We start from the raw sequence: 19,369 nt of genomic DNA, 5'->3' as shown, positions 1-19,369 counted from the left end.
ATTGTTGAACTAGAATTTTGAATGTTGGAAACCAACGATTTGTTACTGATATTAAACGATTTTGATATTGTTTTTAAACCTATAGGCTTAAGTATCATTGCAGAAATATGTGCAATGGTACTTTTGTTATTTTTTTCCGCAATGATCTCTGGTTCAGAGGTGGCTGTGTTTTCTCTTTCACCACAGAATTTGAGAGAGATTGAAGATGCGCAAACGGGTAAAAATAATAAGTTGCTTAAGCTTTTAAGAATGCCAGAGAAACTATTGGCTACCATTCTGATTGCTAATAATTTTGTGAATATTGCCATTGTAATTCTTTCGACTTATATCACGTCTTCCTTGTTTGATTTTAGTCAGGCTCCTGCAGTCGGTTTTGTTGTGCAGGTTGTTGTGGTTACTTTCTTACTTCTCTTGTTTGGTGAGATTATACCTAAAGTATATGCGGCTCAGTTTGCACTTCGTTTTTCTATATATATGGCTTTACCACTTATATTTTTAGAAAAAGTATTTCGCCCATTAGGGACCATTTTGATAAAGTCGACATCCCTAGTTAATAAGGGGGGGGCTAAACAGCAGAATATTTCCATGGATGACCTTTCACAGGCACTTGAGCTTACTGCTGATGAAATTAATGAAGAGATGGAAATATTGGAGGGGATTGTGAGATTCGGAAATATTAATGTGAGTGAGGTTATGGGAGCTCGTGTCAATGTTGTCGCTGTTGACATTCATATGAATTTGAGTAAGCTGAAATCAGTGATTATAGAATCTGGTTTTTCACGTATTCCGGTTTACGATGGCGATTTTGATAATGTTAGTGGTATATTGTACGTAAAGGATTTGTTACCACATCATCACAAACCCAATACTTTTAAATGGCAATCCTTAATTCGTCCACCCTATTTTGTTCCCGAAACAAAAAAAATCAGTGATTTATTGGAAGAGTTTCAAACTAAGAAGAATCATATGGCTATTGTGGTTGATGAGTATGGTGGCACATCAGGGCTTATTAGTTTAGAGGATATTCTAGAAGAGATAGTTGGTGATATTACTGACGAACTGGATGATCAACAAGATTTTTATACTCGAGAAGAAGACGGTTCTTATCTTTTTGAAGGTAAAACCTTACTCAATGACTTCTTTAAGTTGATCGATATTGATGCTGATGTTTTTGACAAGATTAAAGGTGATGCGGATACTCTGGCAGGTTTAATTCTTGAAATGAAAGGTGAAATTCCCCAGAAAAAAGAAAAATTTCAATATCGGGGCTTCGAGTTTACAGTAGAAGCGGTCGATAATCGAAGAATCAAGAAAATTCGTTTTAGGCTTCCTCAAAAGAAGTAGGCGCTAACAATTAAGCGCTCCCTGATTAATTTGTTTGAGTTTGCATGTTTGAGTTTCTCTGAAAATTATGCAAATTGCAGCTCTATTAATTTAAACATTATTTCATATGCTTAGGCATTCCCGAATTATAATCTATTCTCTTTTACTTATTTTCGCATGTTTGCCTTTGTCATGCAAAGAAAAACCCATGCCAAAACCTAGAGGTTATTTCCGTATTGATTTCCCTGAAAAAAAATATGAAACTTGGAATCATAATTACCCTTTTAGTTTTGAGTATTTGAAAGGAGCTCACGTTGTAAAAGATAAAAGTCGACTTGCAGAGAAATATTGGCTGAATGTTGAGTATCCAAGCTATAATGCAACTCTGCATTTAAGTTATAAGGAAGTCAATGAAAATCTTGAGAAATACCTAGAAGATTCTCATAGTTTAGTCTATAAACATGCTATAAAAGCTGATGCAATTGATGTAACCAACTATATTGACATGCAAAAAAATGTATACGGTTTGGTTTATCGTATTCAAGGAAATGCTGCATCTTCACTTCAATTTATTGCCACAGATAGCTTAAAACACTTCTTAAGAGGATCTCTTTATTTCAATAATCATCCAAACCCAGATTCTTTGGCTCCCGTTATTCAATATATCGATAAGGATATCGAGCACTTGATGGAAAGTTTAAAGTGGAAATAAACTCTGTAAAATCATCCTTTTAGAAATATCATATGCCTTTAGTAAAGCACATTCAAATAAATGAAACTTGTCAACTGGCTCTTTGGAAGATTACCGAAGAGCTTGAAGATTTGCTCGCATGTGTTTATTTGAACCCAACTGAGAAGGCTCGGATTGATGGATTCGGCAGTATGGCCCGTAAAAAGGAATTTGTAACGACACGTATTTTATTGCAAAAACTTCTTGGTAATGGAATTTTTATAGAGAATAACGAACATGGAAAACCCTTACTTATAAATTCTGATTTTGATATCAGTATCTCTCACAGTAAGCACTATGTTGGGGTGATAGTTGGTGAGAATCATGATTTAGCACTAGATATCGAATACCTTTCTGATCGAGTGTATCGGATCACCAAGAAATTTATGAGTGAAGATGAAATGTCATCTATTTTTGAAGAAGACAAGCAGCTGCATATTTACCAACATTGGTGTGCTAAAGAGTGTTTGATAAAATTATATGGAAAAAAGGATGTGCTCTTAGTTGATGAATTAAAAATACATCCCTTTCACCCTGCACAATCAAGCTTTTCAGGAGAGGTTATTCGTAATGACTTTTCAAATAAATACGATTTTCAACACCTAAGCTTTGATTCTTTTTTAATGGTTTGGTGTTGTCAAGCTAGAAACTAATCGACTAATCCTTTTATTGGATTTCCCATACAGCCAGAGGGTGGCGTAATTTTCAAGAATGTGGATAAGGTAGGAACAATATCTTCAATGTCGAGTTGTTGATTCAATTCCTGATTTTTAATTTTCCATCCATAAAAAAATAGGGGCACTCTTCTCGATTGACTATATTGCGCAACAAGGTCTCTTTCATCTTTTATTTGATTAACCCATCCTGGTTCCAATGCAATGATAACATCTCCAGATCTTTTATGATTGAATGAGCGCTGAATTTTATTCATAACCCCATGACTGTAGTTGGTTTCAATAAAATTGTGTGCAGGAATTGCTTTTGAGACTCCAGAAAATTGAACTAGAAATTTTGCAGCTTTTATCTGAACATCTTCTAATACTAGTTTTTTATCTTCAATGAGCTTACGATTTAGAAAAATCTGTTGTGAATCGTATCCTGATATCCAACTTCCAGCACCATAAATCACATTAAAGTATGATTTTAATAAGGCAATTGCGTTATAAGAACTGAAATAGCCATTTGGTATACGCTGTTTTTCAAGATCCTCTGGTAAAAAGCCAGCTGCCTGATCACTGGTGATAAAAAGTAAGACGTTTTCCATCCCAACTTGCTCATCCAGGAACGTAATTAAGTCTGCAATGTTTTGATCAAGCCTTGTTATACAATCGAGCATTTCATCTGAATAAGGCGAAAACTTGCGGTGATTGTTTCCTAAACAAGAAAAGTTGATGGTAATTAAATCACAATTGTCATCTTTACCTAAGTTTTCGTTAATAATTGTTGTTGCTGCAAAATCTTTAACCAATAGGTTACCTGCAGGATAATTCTTTAAAGCATGATATCCAATCTTCTTTTTATCCTTTTTTAGGTCACAATAAAAATGGTCGGTCAATTTCAGCTTTGCTTTAATAATATCTGTTGAGTTACCATTATCTTCTAATATTTTAGGTACCCAAGGTTTACTAAGGTATTTATTGGGTAGATCGGTCGCATTGAAATTATTTACCCAATTAAATAGGGTATCCTGATAATATGAAGAACTGATAAATTTCCCTTGAACACCATCTAACCAGTAGGCCGCATCAGCTGAATGACCTGCAGAATAGATAGCCGATTCATTATTTAGAGAAACACCAATAACTCTTGAATTAGGGTTGTTTAATTTCATAATATCACCTAGGGTTGGAGCAAGAAGTTTATGCGGCGATTTTGAAGCAACCGTATCTAATATGCCTAGTTTTCTATAATTCTTATCATAGGTTGAAGCTTCAGCACTCTCAGAAATTCTATCGAACCAAGCGTGAGAAATGATGCCATGATAAGCAGGCGGAGTTCCTGTAAATATAGTAGCATGGTCAACTCCAGTTTGAGAATATTGGTAATTGTACTGCGTATTGGAACTAAAGGCTCCATTTTGCAATATTTTATTGAAACCTCCATCCGAAAATAGATGTGAATATTTATTGAAATAATCGCTTCGTAGATGATCTATGACTATACCAACGATGAGCTTTGGTTCATTAGAAGCTTGTTTCGAAGAATCAGTTTGGGCACTTACTTTTATAATGCTACTGATGACAAGGAGAAGTCCGAAGAATGTATATTTGATATTCATACTTGTTGAATGCACTATGGAGAATGGATGAATAAATTAGAATAGTTTGTGAATTTGACTACCGAGATAAACAGCAATCAAGCCTAAAAAAACACTAGCACTTACATAAACAGATAGCATTAGAAAATCGCCAGTTTTTATTAAACTAAACTTATCAAAAGCAAAGGAGGAGTAAGTTGTAAATCCACCGCAGAAACCAACTCCAAGGAATATTCTGAGTTCTGGACTTAACATGTTCTTTTCCTGTGCTAGGGAATAGATAATTCCGATTAAAATACAGCCTAAGATGTTGACCGCAAGTGTTCCAACCGGTAATACTGATTGGAAAATACGATTCACACCCAATGCAATTAAAAATCTAGAAATACTGCCTAAAAAACCGCCTAATCCAATAAGTAAAAGTGTTCGAAGCATAATCTGTGACTATTTAGATACTTGAACAAAGATAGAAATATTAACAAGCTAAGCTGAAATTAACTAGAATTTTAGATAAGAATTGAAGTCGTGAAAAAAGGCTGTCTTTTAGGACAGCCTTGAAATATCTTTGAATGTGATCAATTACACATTGAAACGGAAGTGCATGATGTCACCATCCTGAACCACATATTCTTTACCTTCTACATTCATTTTTCCTGCTTCCTTACATGCCGCTTCAGTTCCTAAGTTCGAAAAATCTTCGTACTTGATAACCTCAGCACGAATAAACCCTTTTTCAAAGTCAGTGTGGATAACACCTGCAGCTTGTGGAGCTTTAGCACCTTTAGGATATGTCCATGATCTTACCTCTTTAACACCAGCAGTAAAATAGGTTTCAAGTTCAAGAAGTCTAAATGCAGCCTTAATCAATTTATTAACACCTGGCTCTTTAAGACCAAGATCTTCAAGAAACATTTGTTTTTCTTCGTACGACTCAAGTTCGGCAATATCAGCTTCAATACCAGCTCCAACAATTAGAACTTCCGCATTCTCATCTTTAACAGCTTCTTTTACTGCATCAACATAAGCATTGCCTTTTGTTACTGAGGCTTCATCAACATTACAAACATATAATACTGGCTTGGTAGTCAATAAATGAAGATCTTTTGTAACTAGTTCTTCAGCTTCGCTTAATTCAACGACACGAGCTGATTTTCCTTGCATCAAAACGTCTCTATAACGTTCAAGTACATCAGCAAGACGTTTAGCTTCTGGGTTTTTACCAACTTTTGCAAGTTTAGCCGCTTTCTGAAGTCTAGCTTCTACAGTTTCAAGATCCTTAAGTTGTAATTCCATATCAATGGTTTCCTTGTCGCGAATAGGATCAACTGAACCATCAACATGTATGATATTACCATTTTCGAAACAACGTAATACATGAATAATTGCATTTGTTTCGCGAATATTTGATAAGAATTTATTTCCTAAACCTTCACCTTTACTAGCACCTTTAACCAAGCCTGCAATGTCAACAATCTCCATTACTGAAGGCTGCACTTTTTGCGGCTTGACCAATTCTGTTAATCTGATTAAACGTTCATCAGGTATAGTTATTACACCTATATTAGGCTCGATAGTACAAAAAGGGAAATTAGCCGACTGTGCTTTTGCATTCGACAAACAATTAAATAAAGTGGATTTACCAACATTAGGTAGTCCTACGATTCCACACTGTAATGCCATGTTATATTTTATTTATTAATTAGCTGAGTTTCAAAAAATCTGTGCAAAAGTACATTTAAAATTCCGATGTGCCAATTCTGAAATTAGTCTAATCAATAATTGTTAAATAGTTACTAAGTCGATTGATATATATGACTTAGTTTATATTATTTATTAGCTTTAGAATATGGCAACTAATTTCTACATAAAGTATATTGTCTTTATCATTCTCCTTATTGGAGATTTGAATCCTGCAAAAGCTCAAGAACCAACTTTTAGTAAGTATGGAGCTATTGATCGTCAGGTCAAAAAAGTTCCAGACAGCCTATCCAATAATATTATTCATCTGCATCGCTATCTCGATTCTATTGGAGTGGATGATGAAGAAAGAATAAGAGCTTTTTATATGTGGATCATCACAAATATTAAGTATGAAAATCAAGTTGAACTCCTTTTTGATAAAAATTTGTTGTTTTATATGGGGTCTAATAATAGTGTATCCCCAGTTTCTGTTCTCATGAAAAGAAAAGCCGTATGTGAAGGGTTTTCAAGGCTTTTTCAGTTTTTCTGTCAGCAATCGGGTATTGAAGCTTATACTATTGGCGGCTATATATCAAAGAAAGGAGCCTTTCAGGATAGAGCAACACATTCGTGGAATGTTGTGAAGGTAAATGATGAGTGGCGTTTTTTTGATTTAACTTGGGCCTATGCTAGTTTTGAACATACGGGTATAAAGAGTAGTACAAACGAGTTTTACATGGTAAAACCACAAGAATTTATTTTGTCTCATTTGCCACTAGTGCCTATGTGGCAATTTTTAGAAACACCTGTACCCATATCGATCTTTAATATGGGAGATGATATGATTAACGATTATCTAATCAAGAAAAAAACACATTATAGCTATGAAGATAGTCTTAAAACTTATATGCAGCTAGGTGTAAGGGAGCGATGTTTGAAAACGGCTGACGAAATTTATAAAACGAATTCTTCAAATAAATTTAATCGAGCCATTGAATATCTTAGATATGCACGAGTAATTCTAAGTTTTCAGAATACGTTGGAAAAAAAAGAACTTAAAGAATTGTTGGAGGCGAAGGATAAGATTAAAAAAGCAATGCTATTATTTCGTGAAACTCAAGATGTATCAGCACAGTTAATGTTTTTGCAGGCACTAGATAATTTACTTTTACTTGAGAAATGGATTCAAATAACTCAAAGTCAAAAATAAGAAGGCTTCAGAAATTAAGCATTAAGCCTTCTTTTTTAATTATACTTTAACATTTGATTGAGAGGTGTTAATTTGAAGTTAATAGGAATAGAGAACGATTCTGCGGTAAGTTTTGTTCTTGAGGCATGATTCATCGTTATTACTGTTTTTCCATTATCATGGAAAATGACAACTTTCATAGGCAGACCATTTTTTCGAACTTTCATATATGAGTTCAAATTAAAATAAGGTGCAATTCCGGAATGAAAAAAGAAGGCTTCTAAAAAGTCCTTGAAGTGATCCATATTCCAGCCCATATGTGAAAGGATGTTTTCAGCAATCCATATTTCCTCTATTGCTTTTCCTTTATTTATTACTTCGTATTTACGTACGACATAATCATCTATCGAACTAAAGTTTGGAGTGCTCTTTATATTGAAATTATTATATATACTATAATCTGGAATTAGAGGGTTTTTTCCAATTCTACGACTGATCATTTTTTTTAAAAGTTTTTTATCAATTGTATTTAGATTCCTTAAAAATGAAACATCATTGATTAGAAAATCATTGCTATTTTGCATTTTGAATTCTGCCACCGCTTTTCTGAAATTATTCACTTCCCCAGACCAAAATATTCTTTCTTGTTGATTAACGAAACTTAGCGTTTCAGTGCTGGAATTGTAAAGGTAGGTTCTATCATTTGTGACAATTTTCAAATTATCTCCTTTTATATAAATCAAGGTTCTAGTTTGAATTTCACCTCTATCAACATAGAACTTAATAACCCAAGACTTATCATTGGCGGTGTACATAATTGCTAATAATAGCAGGATTAATGTAGAAGAGATGTATAAGATTTTTTTGATCATTAATCTATTTAATAATAATGTATTTAAAAGGATCAATAAATTTACAAATATATCTTACATATCAGATCTTGTGATGTTTTTTATTGAACGAGCCAACAATTATAACATCTATATAATTTTCATTATATTGAGAGAATAAATAAGCTAGACTTTTAAGACTTAATGAAGAATGCTTATTTTTATAAATAATATGCCTTCTTATCAATACACCGAAACTTGAAAAGATTACTAAAATATTGTTTCTTTTTGCTTCTAAGTATGATTACTGTTCAAGCTTTTCCTCAAAAGATGAAAACAGTAAAAGAGAAAACACGAATATTATTCATTTTCGATGCTTCTCAAAGTATGAATGGGCGATGGGAAAAATCGACAAAAATGAATGTTGCTCGAAATTTTCTGATTGAGATGATTGATAGCTTGGAGCTTGAAAGTAATGTTGAAATGGCACTTAGAGTATATGGTCATCAAAGTTCATTTCCACCACAAGATTGTGAAGATACAAGATTAGAGGTTCCTTTTTCGTTTGATAATGCTGGTGAAATTCGCCAAACTCTTCGGTATTTAAATGCAAGAGGGACTACACCAATAGCTTATGCTCTTTCTATGGCTGCATCTGATTTTCCAGAATCCAAGGAGCTGGTCCGGAATGTTGTTATTCTAATCACTGATGGAGTTGAAGCATGCGATGGTGATCCTTGTGCAGTTTCTAAAGATCTGCAGAAAAAAGGAATTATTCTTGAACCTTTTATTATTGGAATTGGCCTCGATAAGAGATATAAAAAGAGTTTTGAATGTGTGGGCGAGTTTCTTGAAGTTAATAAAGAGAGAGACTTTGGAGGAATATTGAATTATGTGATATCTCAGGTTCTTGATAAAACGTCGATGCAAGTTAATTTGTTAGATGAGAATGATAAACCTACTGAGAGTAATGTGCCAATGACTTTCTATAATCATACGACTGGAAAATTACGCTATCAGTATATGCATACCATGAATTCGATGGGCTTACCTGATACTCTTTTTCTTGATCCACTTATTGCCTATGATATTACGGTTCATACTCTTCCAGAATTACATACAGATAGTATTCGAATTGAACCAGGGAAACATTCTGTAGTTGGTTTTAAAGCTGTACAGGGTAAATTGAGGATTACCTCACAAAGAACTAGTCTATTGAAGAATTTGACTTGTATAGTTAAAAAGGATGCTGAAACTATAAATGTACAGGCGATTGATTATTCTCAGAAATACTTGATTGGAAATTATAGTTTGGAGCTGTTGACTTTGCCACGTATCAAAATTGATGATGTACAAATTAAACCTTCTGAAACCACAGTGATTGATGTTCCACGACCAGGTTTGGTGACTATTTTTAAACCAACATATGGGCCTTGTAATTTATTCATTAAAATTGACGGTAAAATGAAGTGGGTGTGTGCTCTTGATGATAGAGAACTACGAAAAACTTTAACGCTTCAACCCGGTAATTATCACTTAGTTTTTAGAAGCAAAACCGTGCGACTGTCTCATTATACTAAAAAACGCTCGTTTATTATAACTTCAGGTAGTTCTATGGCTGTTAGATTGTAATAGAATGATATAATTGCGATATGATTCTACATTTAATTTGTGTCAAATTCGAGTTTCATTTGTTCTTCAATTCTTTTATCTATTGTTAATCCATTTTCCATCCACCCATTTTGTGTGCTAACAATCTAGCTATCTATTCTATTATGAATTTTTGAAAGTTAGTTCTTAATTCCTATGAGCAATTAATAATTTACCCCTTCCCTTGATAATTTTCGTATATTTGCGAGCATTAAATAAAATCTGAACCAGATTTTTTAATCATCTAAAAACTCTTGACTAGAATGGAGCCAAAAGAAATGGACAAACAAGTGGAATTATCGGTAACTGATATGGCATCGGACAATATTCGAATACTATCAGCTGCTATGGTTGAACAAGCAAAATCTGGACACCCTGGTGGTGCGATGGGTGGAGCTGATTTTGTAAATGTACTCTTCTCGGAATTCTTAAATTTCGACCCAACCGACATGAAATGGGCGAATCGCGATCGTTTCTTCCTTGACCCAGGTCATATGTCACCAATGTTGTATTCTATTTTAAGTCTGACAGGCAATTACAGCATGGATGATTTGAAAAATTTCAGACAATGGGGTAGCGTAACACCTGGTCACCCAGAGGTTGATCAAGCAAGAGGTGTTGAGAATACATCAGGTCCATTGGGACAAGGTCATACTATGGCTGTTGGTGCTGCTATTACTGAACGTTTTCTTGTAGCTCGTTTCGGCGAGTGGATGGCTCATAAAACTTACACTTTTATCTCTGATGGTGGTATCCAGGAAGAGATTGCACAAGGTGCTGGTCGTATTGCAGGTACATTGGGATTGAGTAATTTGATCATGTTCTATGATTCAAATAACATTCAATTATCAACTAAAGTTGAAGAAGTAACTTGCGAAGATACAGCTAAGAAATACGAAGCTTGGGGATGGCACGTTATTACCATTAAAGGTAATGATGCTAGTGCAATTCGTGCTGCGCTTAAAACTGCAAACGAAGAAACTGAGCGTCCAACACTTATCATTGGCCAAACTCTAATGGGTAAAGGTGCTGTTGATATTGATGGATGTAGCTTTGAGAACATGGTTTCGACTCATGGTCAGCCATTGGGAGCTGCAGGTGCATCTTTAGCTAAAACAATTGAGAATTTAGGTGGAAGCGCAGAAAATCCATTCCAGATTTTCCCAGAAGTTGAAGCTTATTACAAGGAAGTATTAGCAAAGAAAACTGCTGCTGCTGCTGTGAAGAAAGCTGAACAAGCTGAATGGGCTAAAGCAAATCCAGAATTGGCTGCTAAGCTTGAAGGTTTCTTCAAAATGGAAGCTCCAGAAATTGATTATGAAGCAATCGCTCAGAAATCGGGTGTTGCAACACGTGTTGCTTCTGCTGCAGTATTAGCTGAATTGGCTAAGAATGTTGATAATATGATCGTTTCTTCAGCTGACTTGAGTAACTCTGATAAAACAGATGGTTTCCTTAATAATACAAAGGCTCTTAGAAAAGGCGATTTCTCTGGAGCATTCCTTCAGGCAGGTGTTGCTGAATTAACTATGGCATCTATTTGTAATGGTATTGCATTACACGGTGGTGTTTGGGCTGCTTGTGCAACTTTCTTTGTATTTTCTGATTACATGAAACCTGCAGTTCGTCTATCAGCTTTGATGGGAGTACCTGTAAAATATATCTGGTCTCACGATGCTTTCCGTGTAGGAGAGGATGGACCAACTCATCAGCCAATTGAGCAAGAAGCTCAAATTCGTTTGATGGAACAAATTAAAAATCACTCTGGAGAGATGAGTCTTTTGGCTCTTCGTCCTGCTGATGCTTTGGAAGCTTCTGTAGCTTGGAAAATGGCTATGGAAAATACCAAAACGCCAACAGCTCTAATTTTGTCTCGTCAGAATATTAAAGAACTTCCTTCTAAAGGAAACCGTTACCAGGAGGCTTTACAAGCTGAAAAAGGCGGTTACATTGTTGAGAAGCCTGCTACAACTCCTGATGTGGTTCTTTTAGCGAGTGGTTCTGAGGTTTCAACTCTTGTAGCTGGAGCTGAGCTTTTACGTGCAAAAGGAAACATGAACATTCAGATTGTTTCTGTTATTTCTGAAGGTTTATTCCGTCAGCAATCAGCAGAATATCAAAATGAAGTTCTACCTGCTGGAATTCCTACTTTAGGATTAACTGCAGGATTACCTGTAACACTTCAAGGATTAGTTGGAGCAAATGGTAAATCAGTTGGTTTAGATCATTTCGGTTATTCAGCACCTGCAAATGTGCTTGATGAGAAATTTGGTTTTACTGCTGAAAATGTTGTAAAAGAAATTGAAGCGCTACTAGCTTAGTCGTAACAATATCGAGATATTTAAAATCCGAAGTCGAAAGGCTTCGGATTTTTTTGTGCTTGATTCTTACTTTATTAATTAATTTTGTCAGGATGGGAATTCAGATTAAACCAAACGGAATTTTTTTCGTCAAACGTCTATTCACCTTTATTGGAATGCTTACTTTTGAAGGATATTAAAAAGTTGTAATTGATGATAAACAAATCAGACGATGATATTTTAGAGATGTTTCGTGATGAGGCTACCAAAGAAGAAGCTTTTGGTCTCTTACTGAGAAAATATCAGGAACGCTTGTATTGGCAGATTCGAAAAATTGTTATTTCACATGAAGACACAGATGATGTGTTACAGAATACCTGCGTAAAGATATGGAAGGGACTAGGGAATTTTCACTCGCAATCTCAACTATTTACTTGGATGTATCGCATTTCAACTAATGAAGCTTTGAGCTTTCTAAAGGAAAAGCAACGCAAACATTTTGGCTCAGGGAATGGCGAATTAGAAGAATTACTTTTGGCAAGTTTAGAGAGTGATCCTTATTTCGACGGAGATACAGCCCAATTAGAACTGCAAAAGGCTATTGTGCTGCTGCCCGAAAAGCAACGCTTGGTTTTTAATATGAAATATTTCGACGAGATGAAATACGAAGAGATTTCAAGTATTCTTCAGACCTCTGTTGGAGCTTTGAAAGCATCTTACCATCATGCGGTAAAGAAAATCGAACGTTTTTTAATTTCAAGAGAGGTCTAATTAAACCATTGGTTTCAGAACCAGTCTAACAGGCGATGAGGTTTTAATGAATTAAGAATAAATCATTATCATATGCAAAAAGATAATCCATATAAAGTTCCAGAGAATTACTTTGATAATTTGGGCGCGCGGATACAAGAAAAAATCAAGCAAGAGGAAAATAAGTTTGAGCAAGTAGAAGAAAAGAGATCTTTAATTGTTCAACTTAAACCTTATATGTGGATGGCAGCCAGTGTTTTTGTTTTGGTATTTGCTGCACGAATCATTTTATCGGTTACTATTTCTCCAGAATATAAAATAGCTTCATTCGGGAATGAAGAATTACAAGCTAAAGCTCATATAGATTCTGTTGAAGCTGCCACCAATGAAATCGATGCTCAATTCTTTGATGATTTGCAGGATGCTACATCTGAGGACATTATTGATTATCTTTCGGATTCAGATATCGATACTGACATTTTACTTGCAAACCTATAAGTTTAAATAATAAGAAACGATCATGTACAAATTCATTAGTTTTCTATTCATATTACTATTATATACTTCTTTAGTTGTGGCACAAGGTCACCAAAGAAATATTTCACCCGAAATGAGGGCTAAGTTTGAGGCTCAAAAAATTTCGTATATCACCCAGCAGCTCGATCTTAGTCCTGAAGATGCTCAGCAGTTCTGGCCCTTATATAATGAAATGCAAAGAAAAAATCAGACGATTCATGATGAGTTCAGAGAACTTTTCACAAGTTTGAAAAGGGACTCACTTAATTTACTTGAAAGTGAGCTTAGCAGAATAAGTGATCGAATTGCTGACCTTAAAGTTGAAGAGGCCAAAATGGAAAGAGATTATCATTATAAGTTTAAAAAAGTGATCACTGCAAAGCAAATTCTTGATCTGCATTTGGCAGAGAAACAATTTCAACGAATGTTGCTTCGTAAATTACGCGGACATGGTCAGGGAAATGGTAATAGAGGTAGAAGATAGGTGATCATTGCATATAATTTTGGGGCCCATAAGTTTTAAAACTTGTGGGCCTTTTGTTTTTAATTTTACTAAGATTTTTTCATACGATATCTTCTACAAACCTGAGTTTAACTGTTGAATTGTTTGATAAAACTAAATTGTCATTTAATAATATCATTTCAGCTTAAGTTTCTTTAATTTTGGGATTTTAATGATAAATGACAAAATGTGAATAAGAGTCATAAACTCAAATTACGCATACCTACTAACAAATAATAGAATATAAAATGAAAAAGATCTTGGTCTTAATGTTGTGCATCCTGTCGGGTACAATGTTATTTGCGAAAGAAAGTAATCAGTGGATACGCTACGCTGCTATTTCTCCTGATGGCGAACATATCGCTTTCTCTTATAAAGGAGATATCTACTTGATTCCTTCTGAAGGAGGGGAAGCTAGAAATTTAACTTTTCATGACGCTCATGATTATATGCCAGTTTGGAATCATGCTGGAACGCAAATTAGTTTTGCATCGGAGCGATATGGTAATATGGATGTATTTGTTGTTGACGTTGATGGTGGACAGCCAACTCGCTTGACTTACCATTCAAATAATGAGCTGCCTTTTTCTTTTAGTGCCGATGATAAGAAAGTCATTTTTGGAGGACAACGTATAGATACTAAAGAACATCGTCAGTATAATACACGTTCACAGCCAGAGCTATATCAAGTAGCAGTAGCGGGTGGCCGTGCAGAACAAATCTTTACGATTCCTGCTGAAGAGGTTCAAGTTCGCAGAGATGGTCGTGAGATGGTTTATATCGACAAAAAAGGTGGTGAAGATTATTTCCGTAAACATCATAAGTCAACTATCACTCGTGATATTTGGAAATACGATGTTGTGACTGATACTCATTCTAAAATTACAAGTTTCGAAGGTGAAGATCGCAACCCTATTTATTCTATTGACGAGAAAAGTCTTTACTATTTAAGTGAAGAAAGCGGATGTTTTAATGTTCATAAAATGAATATTGAGAAGCCATCAGTAAATGAACAAATTACTGATTTTAAGATGCACCCTGTGCGTTATTTGAGTATGGCTAACAACGGAACGCTTTGTTATACTCACAATGGTGATTTGTACACCAAGGCTGAGAATCAGAAAGCTAAACTTATTAAGGTTGAAGTTAGTTCCGGAGCCAGACACAATAATATGAAAGTATTGCCAGTATCAGGTAATATTAAGGAAATGGCTATTTCTCCTAATGGAAAAGAAGTGGCTTATATCGTAAGAGGTGAGGTTTTCGTTTCTTCAGTTGAATCTAAAATGACTAAGCGTATTACAAACACACCAGCTCAGGAACAATTTGTGAGTTTTTCTCCTGATGGAAAAGCAATCATGTATTCATCGGAGCGTGATGCGAAGTGGGGAATATATCAAACAAAGCGTGTAAATGAGAAAGAACCTTATTTCTTTGCTTCAACTGTATTGAAAGAAGAGAACGTAATTGTTAATGATAACGATAACTATCAATCAGAATATTCTCCTGATGGAAAAGAAATTGCTTTCATTGAGAATAAAAAGACGCTAAGAATATATAACCTTGATAAAAAGAAAAGCCGCACTCTAATGACTCCAAACGAGTTGTATTATATGGGTGATGGCGATCAGTATTACCAGTGGAGTCCTGATAGCAAGTGGTTATTGGTTTCTTACGCTCCAACTATGGCGAATGACGAATCAGTATTGTTGGCCGTTGATGGATCTAAAGAAATGATTAATCTAACTGAAAGTGGTTACGGCGACTATTCTCCAACCTGGGTAAACGAAGGCAAACAGATTCTATGGTTTAGCAATAGAAATGGGATGCGTTCTCATGCGAATTCTGGGTCAAAGCAGATGGATGTTTATTCTCTTTTCTTGACTAACGATGCTTGGGATAAATTCCATATGAGTAAAGCCGAGTATAAGCTTTGGAAGGAAATAAGCGATAAGGAGAAGAAAGACAAAGAAGAGAAAGAGAAGAAGGATAAGAAAGACTCTGACAAGAAAGATAAAAAGAAAAAAGACGAAGAAGAGGATAAGAAGAAAGAGCCAGAAGTAAAAGCTATTAAATTCGACTGGGATGGCCTTCAGGATAGAAAAGAAAGACTGACTATTCATTCATCTAAATTGGGTGATGCTGTACTATCTAAAGATGGTGAAGATCTATATTACTTAGCTAAGTTTGAAAAAGGCTATAACCTTTGGACAACTAAATTGCGTACTAAGGAAACGAAGATGTTAATGCCACTAGGGGCTAAATCGGGTAGCTTAATGTGGGATAAGGATATAAAGACACTTTTTCTTTTATCTGACGGACATATTTCTACTATCGATCTAAAAGCAAAATCAAAGAAATCTATTGCTACAAGTAGTGAAATGCTTTTAGATCTTGCGGCTGAGCGTCAAAACATGTTTAACCATGTTTGGAAGAGAGTAAAATCAATGTTTTATATTTCAGATTACCATGGTGTTGATTGGGATGCTTTAAAAGATAACTATCAAGCTAAACTGGGATCAGTTGGAAACGATTTTGAATTCGCTGAGATGTTATCTGAGATGTTGGGTGAATTGAATGTTTCTCACTGTGGTGCTCGTTATTATGGCGGTATGTCTGGTGCTGATAATACAGCTTCATTAGGTGTGTTCTTCGATTATTCATACAAAGGGCAAGGTATCAAGATTACAGAGGTTATAAAGAATGGACCTCTTGATAAGGATCATATCAAAATTAAAGCGGGTATGATTATTCAGCATATCGATGGTGTTAGTATCGATACGAATGTTGATTTTGCTAAATATCTAAATAGAAAAGCTGGACAATTTACTCTACTTCATGTATACGATCCTGCAACTAAAAAATATCAGGATGTTACAATGAAACCTATCTCCTTGAGAGCTGAAGGTGATTTGTTGTATGAGCGTTGGATTAAGATGAACGAGGCTGATGTAGAGAAATTGAGTAATGGTCAGTTAGGCTATGTGCATCTTCCTGGTATGAGCGATGGAAAATATCGTGATATTTACGAGAAGGCAATGGGTAAGTATTTCGATAAGAAAGGACTTATTGTCGATACGCGTTTTAATGGTGGTGGTGACCTTGTAGGTGACCTATCAATGTTCTTAACAGGTGTTCGTTTTATCGATTATGCTGTTGAAGATAGAGTATTAGGTTTCGAACCTAGTTACCGTTGGACTAAGCCAAGTGTTGCTCTGGTAGGTGAAGCTCAGTATAGCGATGGTTCTTGTTTTGCTTGTGGTTACCAGGATTTGGGTATCGGTAAAATGATTGGTATGCCAGTTCCGGGAACTTGTAGTTTTGCAGGATGGGAAATGTTGCAAAATGGTAAAGTCCTTTGGGGATCTGTTCCTGTAAGTGCTAAAAACAAAAAAGGCGAATGGATGGAGAATAATCAAACTGTTCCAGAAGTCATTATTAAAAATATGCCGGGAAAAATTGATAAAGGTATCGATCAGCAGCTTGAAGGTGCTATCGAAGATTTATTGAAAACAGTAGAATAGTTTAATTCTATTCTTCAATATACAAGGCTGTCCTCAGAGGGGACAGCCTTTTTTGTGCTCTCAGTTACTCTTTATTTAGAGTGGGTTCAATTAGATATTAGCATCTTGTATCGTGATTTTTAGCGCTATTATTTTCTATCTTTAGGGGTTTGCTTTTTAGCGAGCCGCTTAAAAAGAAGAGTCAAGCGATGCATTCATCCCAAATCTCATCTAAGTTTAATTTTCTAATTAAAAATGATGACAAAAAAGTACGATGTAATTATTGTAGGAGCTGGGCCAGCTGGTATTTTCTGTGCCTACGAACTGGTTAAATCAGGTAAGAAACTGAATATCCTGATGCTCGAAAAGGGGCGGGATATTGCCCACAGGAAATGTCCGAAGCACGTTAATGGAGGAATCTGTACGCACTGCAAGCCTTGTAGTATCACAACGGGTTGGGCAGGAGCTGGAGCCTTTTCTGATGGAAAACTTTCCTTATCACACGAAGTTGGAGGTACACTGCCTAAATATTTAGGTGTAGAAAAAACCATAGAGTTGATCAAGTATACCGATGAGGTTTATTTGGCTTTTGGGGCTGATGGTGATATTCATGGCGAGGATTTTAGTCCTGAAATGAAAGATATCAGAAGAAGAGCAATTGAGGCCAATTTAAAACTGGTGCATTGCCCGGTTCGTCATTTGGGAACAGAAAAAGCTCAGGCTTTATACCACAAGCTTTACGATTATTTGACTTCTGAAGGCGTAGAGGTTCAATTTAATGCAGCTGTAAACGATTTGATTATCGAAGATGAGGTAATTAAAGGTGTTCGCAATGGTAAGGGCGATTATTTTGCTGATCAAGTCATGGTATCAGTTGGACGAGAAGGTGCTGATTGGTTAATGCAGAAGTGTACTCAGGAGAATATTTCAACAGAGGTAGGTGCAGTTGATATAGGTGTTCGTGTTGAGTGTAGAAATGAAATCATGCAAGAAATAAATGATAATTTCTATGAAGCCAAACTGATACACTATACCAAAACATTTGATGATAAGGTGAGAACTTTTTGTTCTAACCCAGGCGGATTTGTATCCTCTGAATATTACGACAATGATTTAGCAGTAGTGAATGGTCATAGTTTCAAAGATTTGAAGAGTGATAATACCAACTTTGCTCTATTGGTTTCACAAAAATTCACAGAGCCTTTTAACGAGCCAATCGAGTATGGAAAACATATAGCGCGTTTGGCAAACATGCTTACCAAGAATCAGATTATGGTTCAACGATTTGGAGACTTTATGCGTGGGCGTCGTACCACAAAGGAGCGTTTGTATCGAAACAATATTATCCCTACGCTTAAAGATGCTGTTCCGGGCGACTTAAGCTTGGTTTTACCACACCGTATACTCAAGGATATCCGTGAGATGATAATGGCCTTGGATAAAGTTACACCAGGTTTGGCCTCCGATGAAACCTTACTTTATGGTGTTGAGGTTAAATTCTATTGTAATGTGGCTAAAGTTGCTAAGGATTTCCAATCTCTTTCTGTTAAGAATCTCTATATGGGAGGCGATGGTCCCGGAATTACACGTGGTTTAATGCAAGCTTCGGTTAATGGCGTTGTAATAGCTCGTGAGCTTTTGAAAAATAGATAGAATTATAACGTACGATAAATGCAAACAGCCAGTGTTTTAATTAACACTGGCTGTTTTTTTATGGCTTAAATGCTGTTAGAAGTCGTATGCAGTCGACATGAAGCTCTCGTTTACTTTTGAGTGCTGTATGCAGCGAAAATGTAGCTCTCGTTTGCTTTTGAGTGCTGTATGCAGTGAAAATGTAGCTCTCGTTTACTTTTGAGTGCTGTATGCAGCGAAAATGTAGCTCTCGTTTACTTTTGAGTGCCGTATGCAGCAAAAATGTACCTCTCGTTGTGTTTTGAATGCCGTATGCAGTACAGATGTGTTGAGTTCTCGTAGCTCTTTATTCCAATTTCAACTTACAGTTGTTTGCTCTGATATTTACTTTTGATGAGGTTTTTTTAGAACCGAACTTACCTTTAGATATGGCTTTCTTTCCATCCATAGTTTTATCCGACTCTAAATCAAAGGCGCTTGTTTTATCAAACTTAACTGCACGATGAT

Annotated in this window: 15 protein-coding genes; 11 read left to right on the top strand and 4 right to left on the bottom strand. The window is 35.6% G+C overall.

Annotated elements, in window-relative coordinates; translation table 11 throughout:
• Positions 1–21: 21 nt before the first annotated feature.
• The 3 genes from gldE (at position 22) to ABY905_RS00605 (ending at position 2,706) form a co-directional block, all read left to right on the top strand.
• On the top strand, positions 22–1,344 hold the full coding sequence (gene gldE / locus ABY905_RS00615; protein ID WP_372639475.1) for a gliding motility-associated protein GldE: 1,323 nt from the start codon (positions 22–24) through the stop codon (positions 1,342–1,344).
• 106 nt (positions 1,345–1,450) lie between these two features.
• Positions 1,451–2,035 (top strand): gliding motility lipoprotein GldD, encoded by a 585-nt coding sequence (gene gldD, locus ABY905_RS00610; RefSeq protein ID WP_372639474.1) that lies wholly within the window; start codon positions 1,451–1,453, stop codon positions 2,033–2,035.
• 32 nt (positions 2,036–2,067) lie between these two features.
• On the top strand, positions 2,068–2,706 hold the full coding sequence (locus ABY905_RS00605; protein ID WP_372639473.1) for a 4'-phosphopantetheinyl transferase superfamily protein: 639 nt from the start codon (positions 2,068–2,070) through the stop codon (positions 2,704–2,706).
• On the opposite strand, the gene ABY905_RS00600 is transcribed toward ABY905_RS00605, so the two are convergent.
• The 3 genes from ABY905_RS00600 to ychF all read right to left on the bottom strand — a co-directional run bounded on the left by ABY905_RS00600 (position 2,703) and on the right by ychF (position 5,990).
• Positions 2,703–4,331, bottom strand: coding sequence for an alkaline phosphatase family protein (locus tag ABY905_RS00600; protein WP_372639472.1), 1,629 nt, complete (start codon positions 4,329–4,331; stop codon positions 2,703–2,705). The two genes, ABY905_RS00605 and ABY905_RS00600, sit on opposite strands and share 4 nt — an antisense overlap.
• Before the next feature lie 36 nt (positions 4,332–4,367).
• Positions 4,368–4,745 carry a fluoride efflux transporter CrcB gene (gene crcB / locus ABY905_RS00595; protein WP_372639471.1) on the bottom strand — a complete coding sequence of 126 codons (378 nt, stop codon included), beginning with the start codon at positions 4,743–4,745 and terminating at the stop codon, positions 4,368–4,370.
• 144 nt (positions 4,746–4,889) lie between these two features.
• Positions 4,890–5,990, bottom strand: a complete 1,101-nt coding sequence (gene ychF, locus ABY905_RS00590; protein WP_372639470.1) for a redox-regulated ATPase YchF — start codon at positions 5,988–5,990, stop codon at positions 4,890–4,892.
• A 166-nt stretch (positions 5,991–6,156) separates the two neighbouring features.
• Here ychF and ABY905_RS00585 point away from each other — a divergent pair, with 166 nt between their 5' ends.
• Positions 6,157–7,200, top strand: coding sequence for a transglutaminase domain-containing protein (locus ABY905_RS00585; protein WP_372639469.1), 1,044 nt, complete (start codon positions 6,157–6,159; stop codon positions 7,198–7,200).
• Between the two features lie 35 nt (positions 7,201–7,235).
• On the opposite strand, the gene ABY905_RS00580 is transcribed toward ABY905_RS00585, so the two are convergent.
• Positions 7,236–8,051, bottom strand: coding sequence for a hypothetical protein (locus tag ABY905_RS00580; protein WP_372639468.1), 816 nt, complete (start codon positions 8,049–8,051; stop codon positions 7,236–7,238).
• Between the two features lie 288 nt (positions 8,052–8,339).
• Here ABY905_RS00580 and ABY905_RS00575 point away from each other — a divergent pair, with 288 nt between their 5' ends.
• From ABY905_RS00575 to ABY905_RS00545, 7 genes are all read left to right on the top strand, one after another.
• Complete coding sequence (locus tag ABY905_RS00575) at positions 8,340–9,641, top strand: VWA domain-containing protein (protein WP_372639467.1); 1,302 nt, start codon at positions 8,340–8,342, stop codon at positions 9,639–9,641.
• Positions 9,642–9,922: 281 nt separating this feature from the next.
• Positions 9,923–11,980, top strand: a complete 2,058-nt coding sequence (locus ABY905_RS00570; RefSeq protein ID WP_372639466.1) for a transketolase family protein — start codon at positions 9,923–9,925, stop codon at positions 11,978–11,980.
• Positions 11,981–12,172: 192 nt separating this feature from the next.
• Positions 12,173–12,730: an RNA polymerase sigma factor gene (locus ABY905_RS00565; protein WP_372639465.1), complete on the top strand. Its 558-nt coding sequence runs from the start codon at positions 12,173–12,175 to the stop codon at positions 12,728–12,730.
• A 72-nt stretch (positions 12,731–12,802) separates the two neighbouring features.
• Entirely contained in the window at positions 12,803–13,207 is a 405-nt protein-coding gene (locus ABY905_RS00560; protein ID WP_372639464.1) for a hypothetical protein, read from the top strand.
• A gap of 22 nt (positions 13,208–13,229) precedes the next feature.
• Positions 13,230–13,709, top strand: coding sequence for a hypothetical protein (locus tag ABY905_RS00555; RefSeq protein WP_372639463.1), 480 nt, complete (start codon positions 13,230–13,232; stop codon positions 13,707–13,709).
• 266 nt (positions 13,710–13,975) lie between these two features.
• A complete protein-coding gene (locus ABY905_RS00550) occupies positions 13,976–17,251 on the top strand; it encodes a S41 family peptidase (RefSeq protein WP_372639462.1) in 3,276 nt (1,091 codons plus the stop codon).
• A 234-nt stretch (positions 17,252–17,485) separates the two neighbouring features.
• A complete protein-coding gene (locus ABY905_RS00545) occupies positions 17,486–18,883 on the top strand; it encodes an NAD(P)/FAD-dependent oxidoreductase (protein WP_372639461.1) in 1,398 nt (465 codons plus the stop codon).
• The last annotated feature ends 486 nt before the right edge of the window (positions 18,884–19,369 follow it).

It is taken from the genome of Ancylomarina sp., assembly GCF_041555295.1.
GTDB lineage: Bacteria > Bacteroidota > Bacteroidia > Bacteroidales > Marinifilaceae > Ancylomarina.
This window is presented reverse-complemented; position numbering and strand designations above follow the sequence as displayed.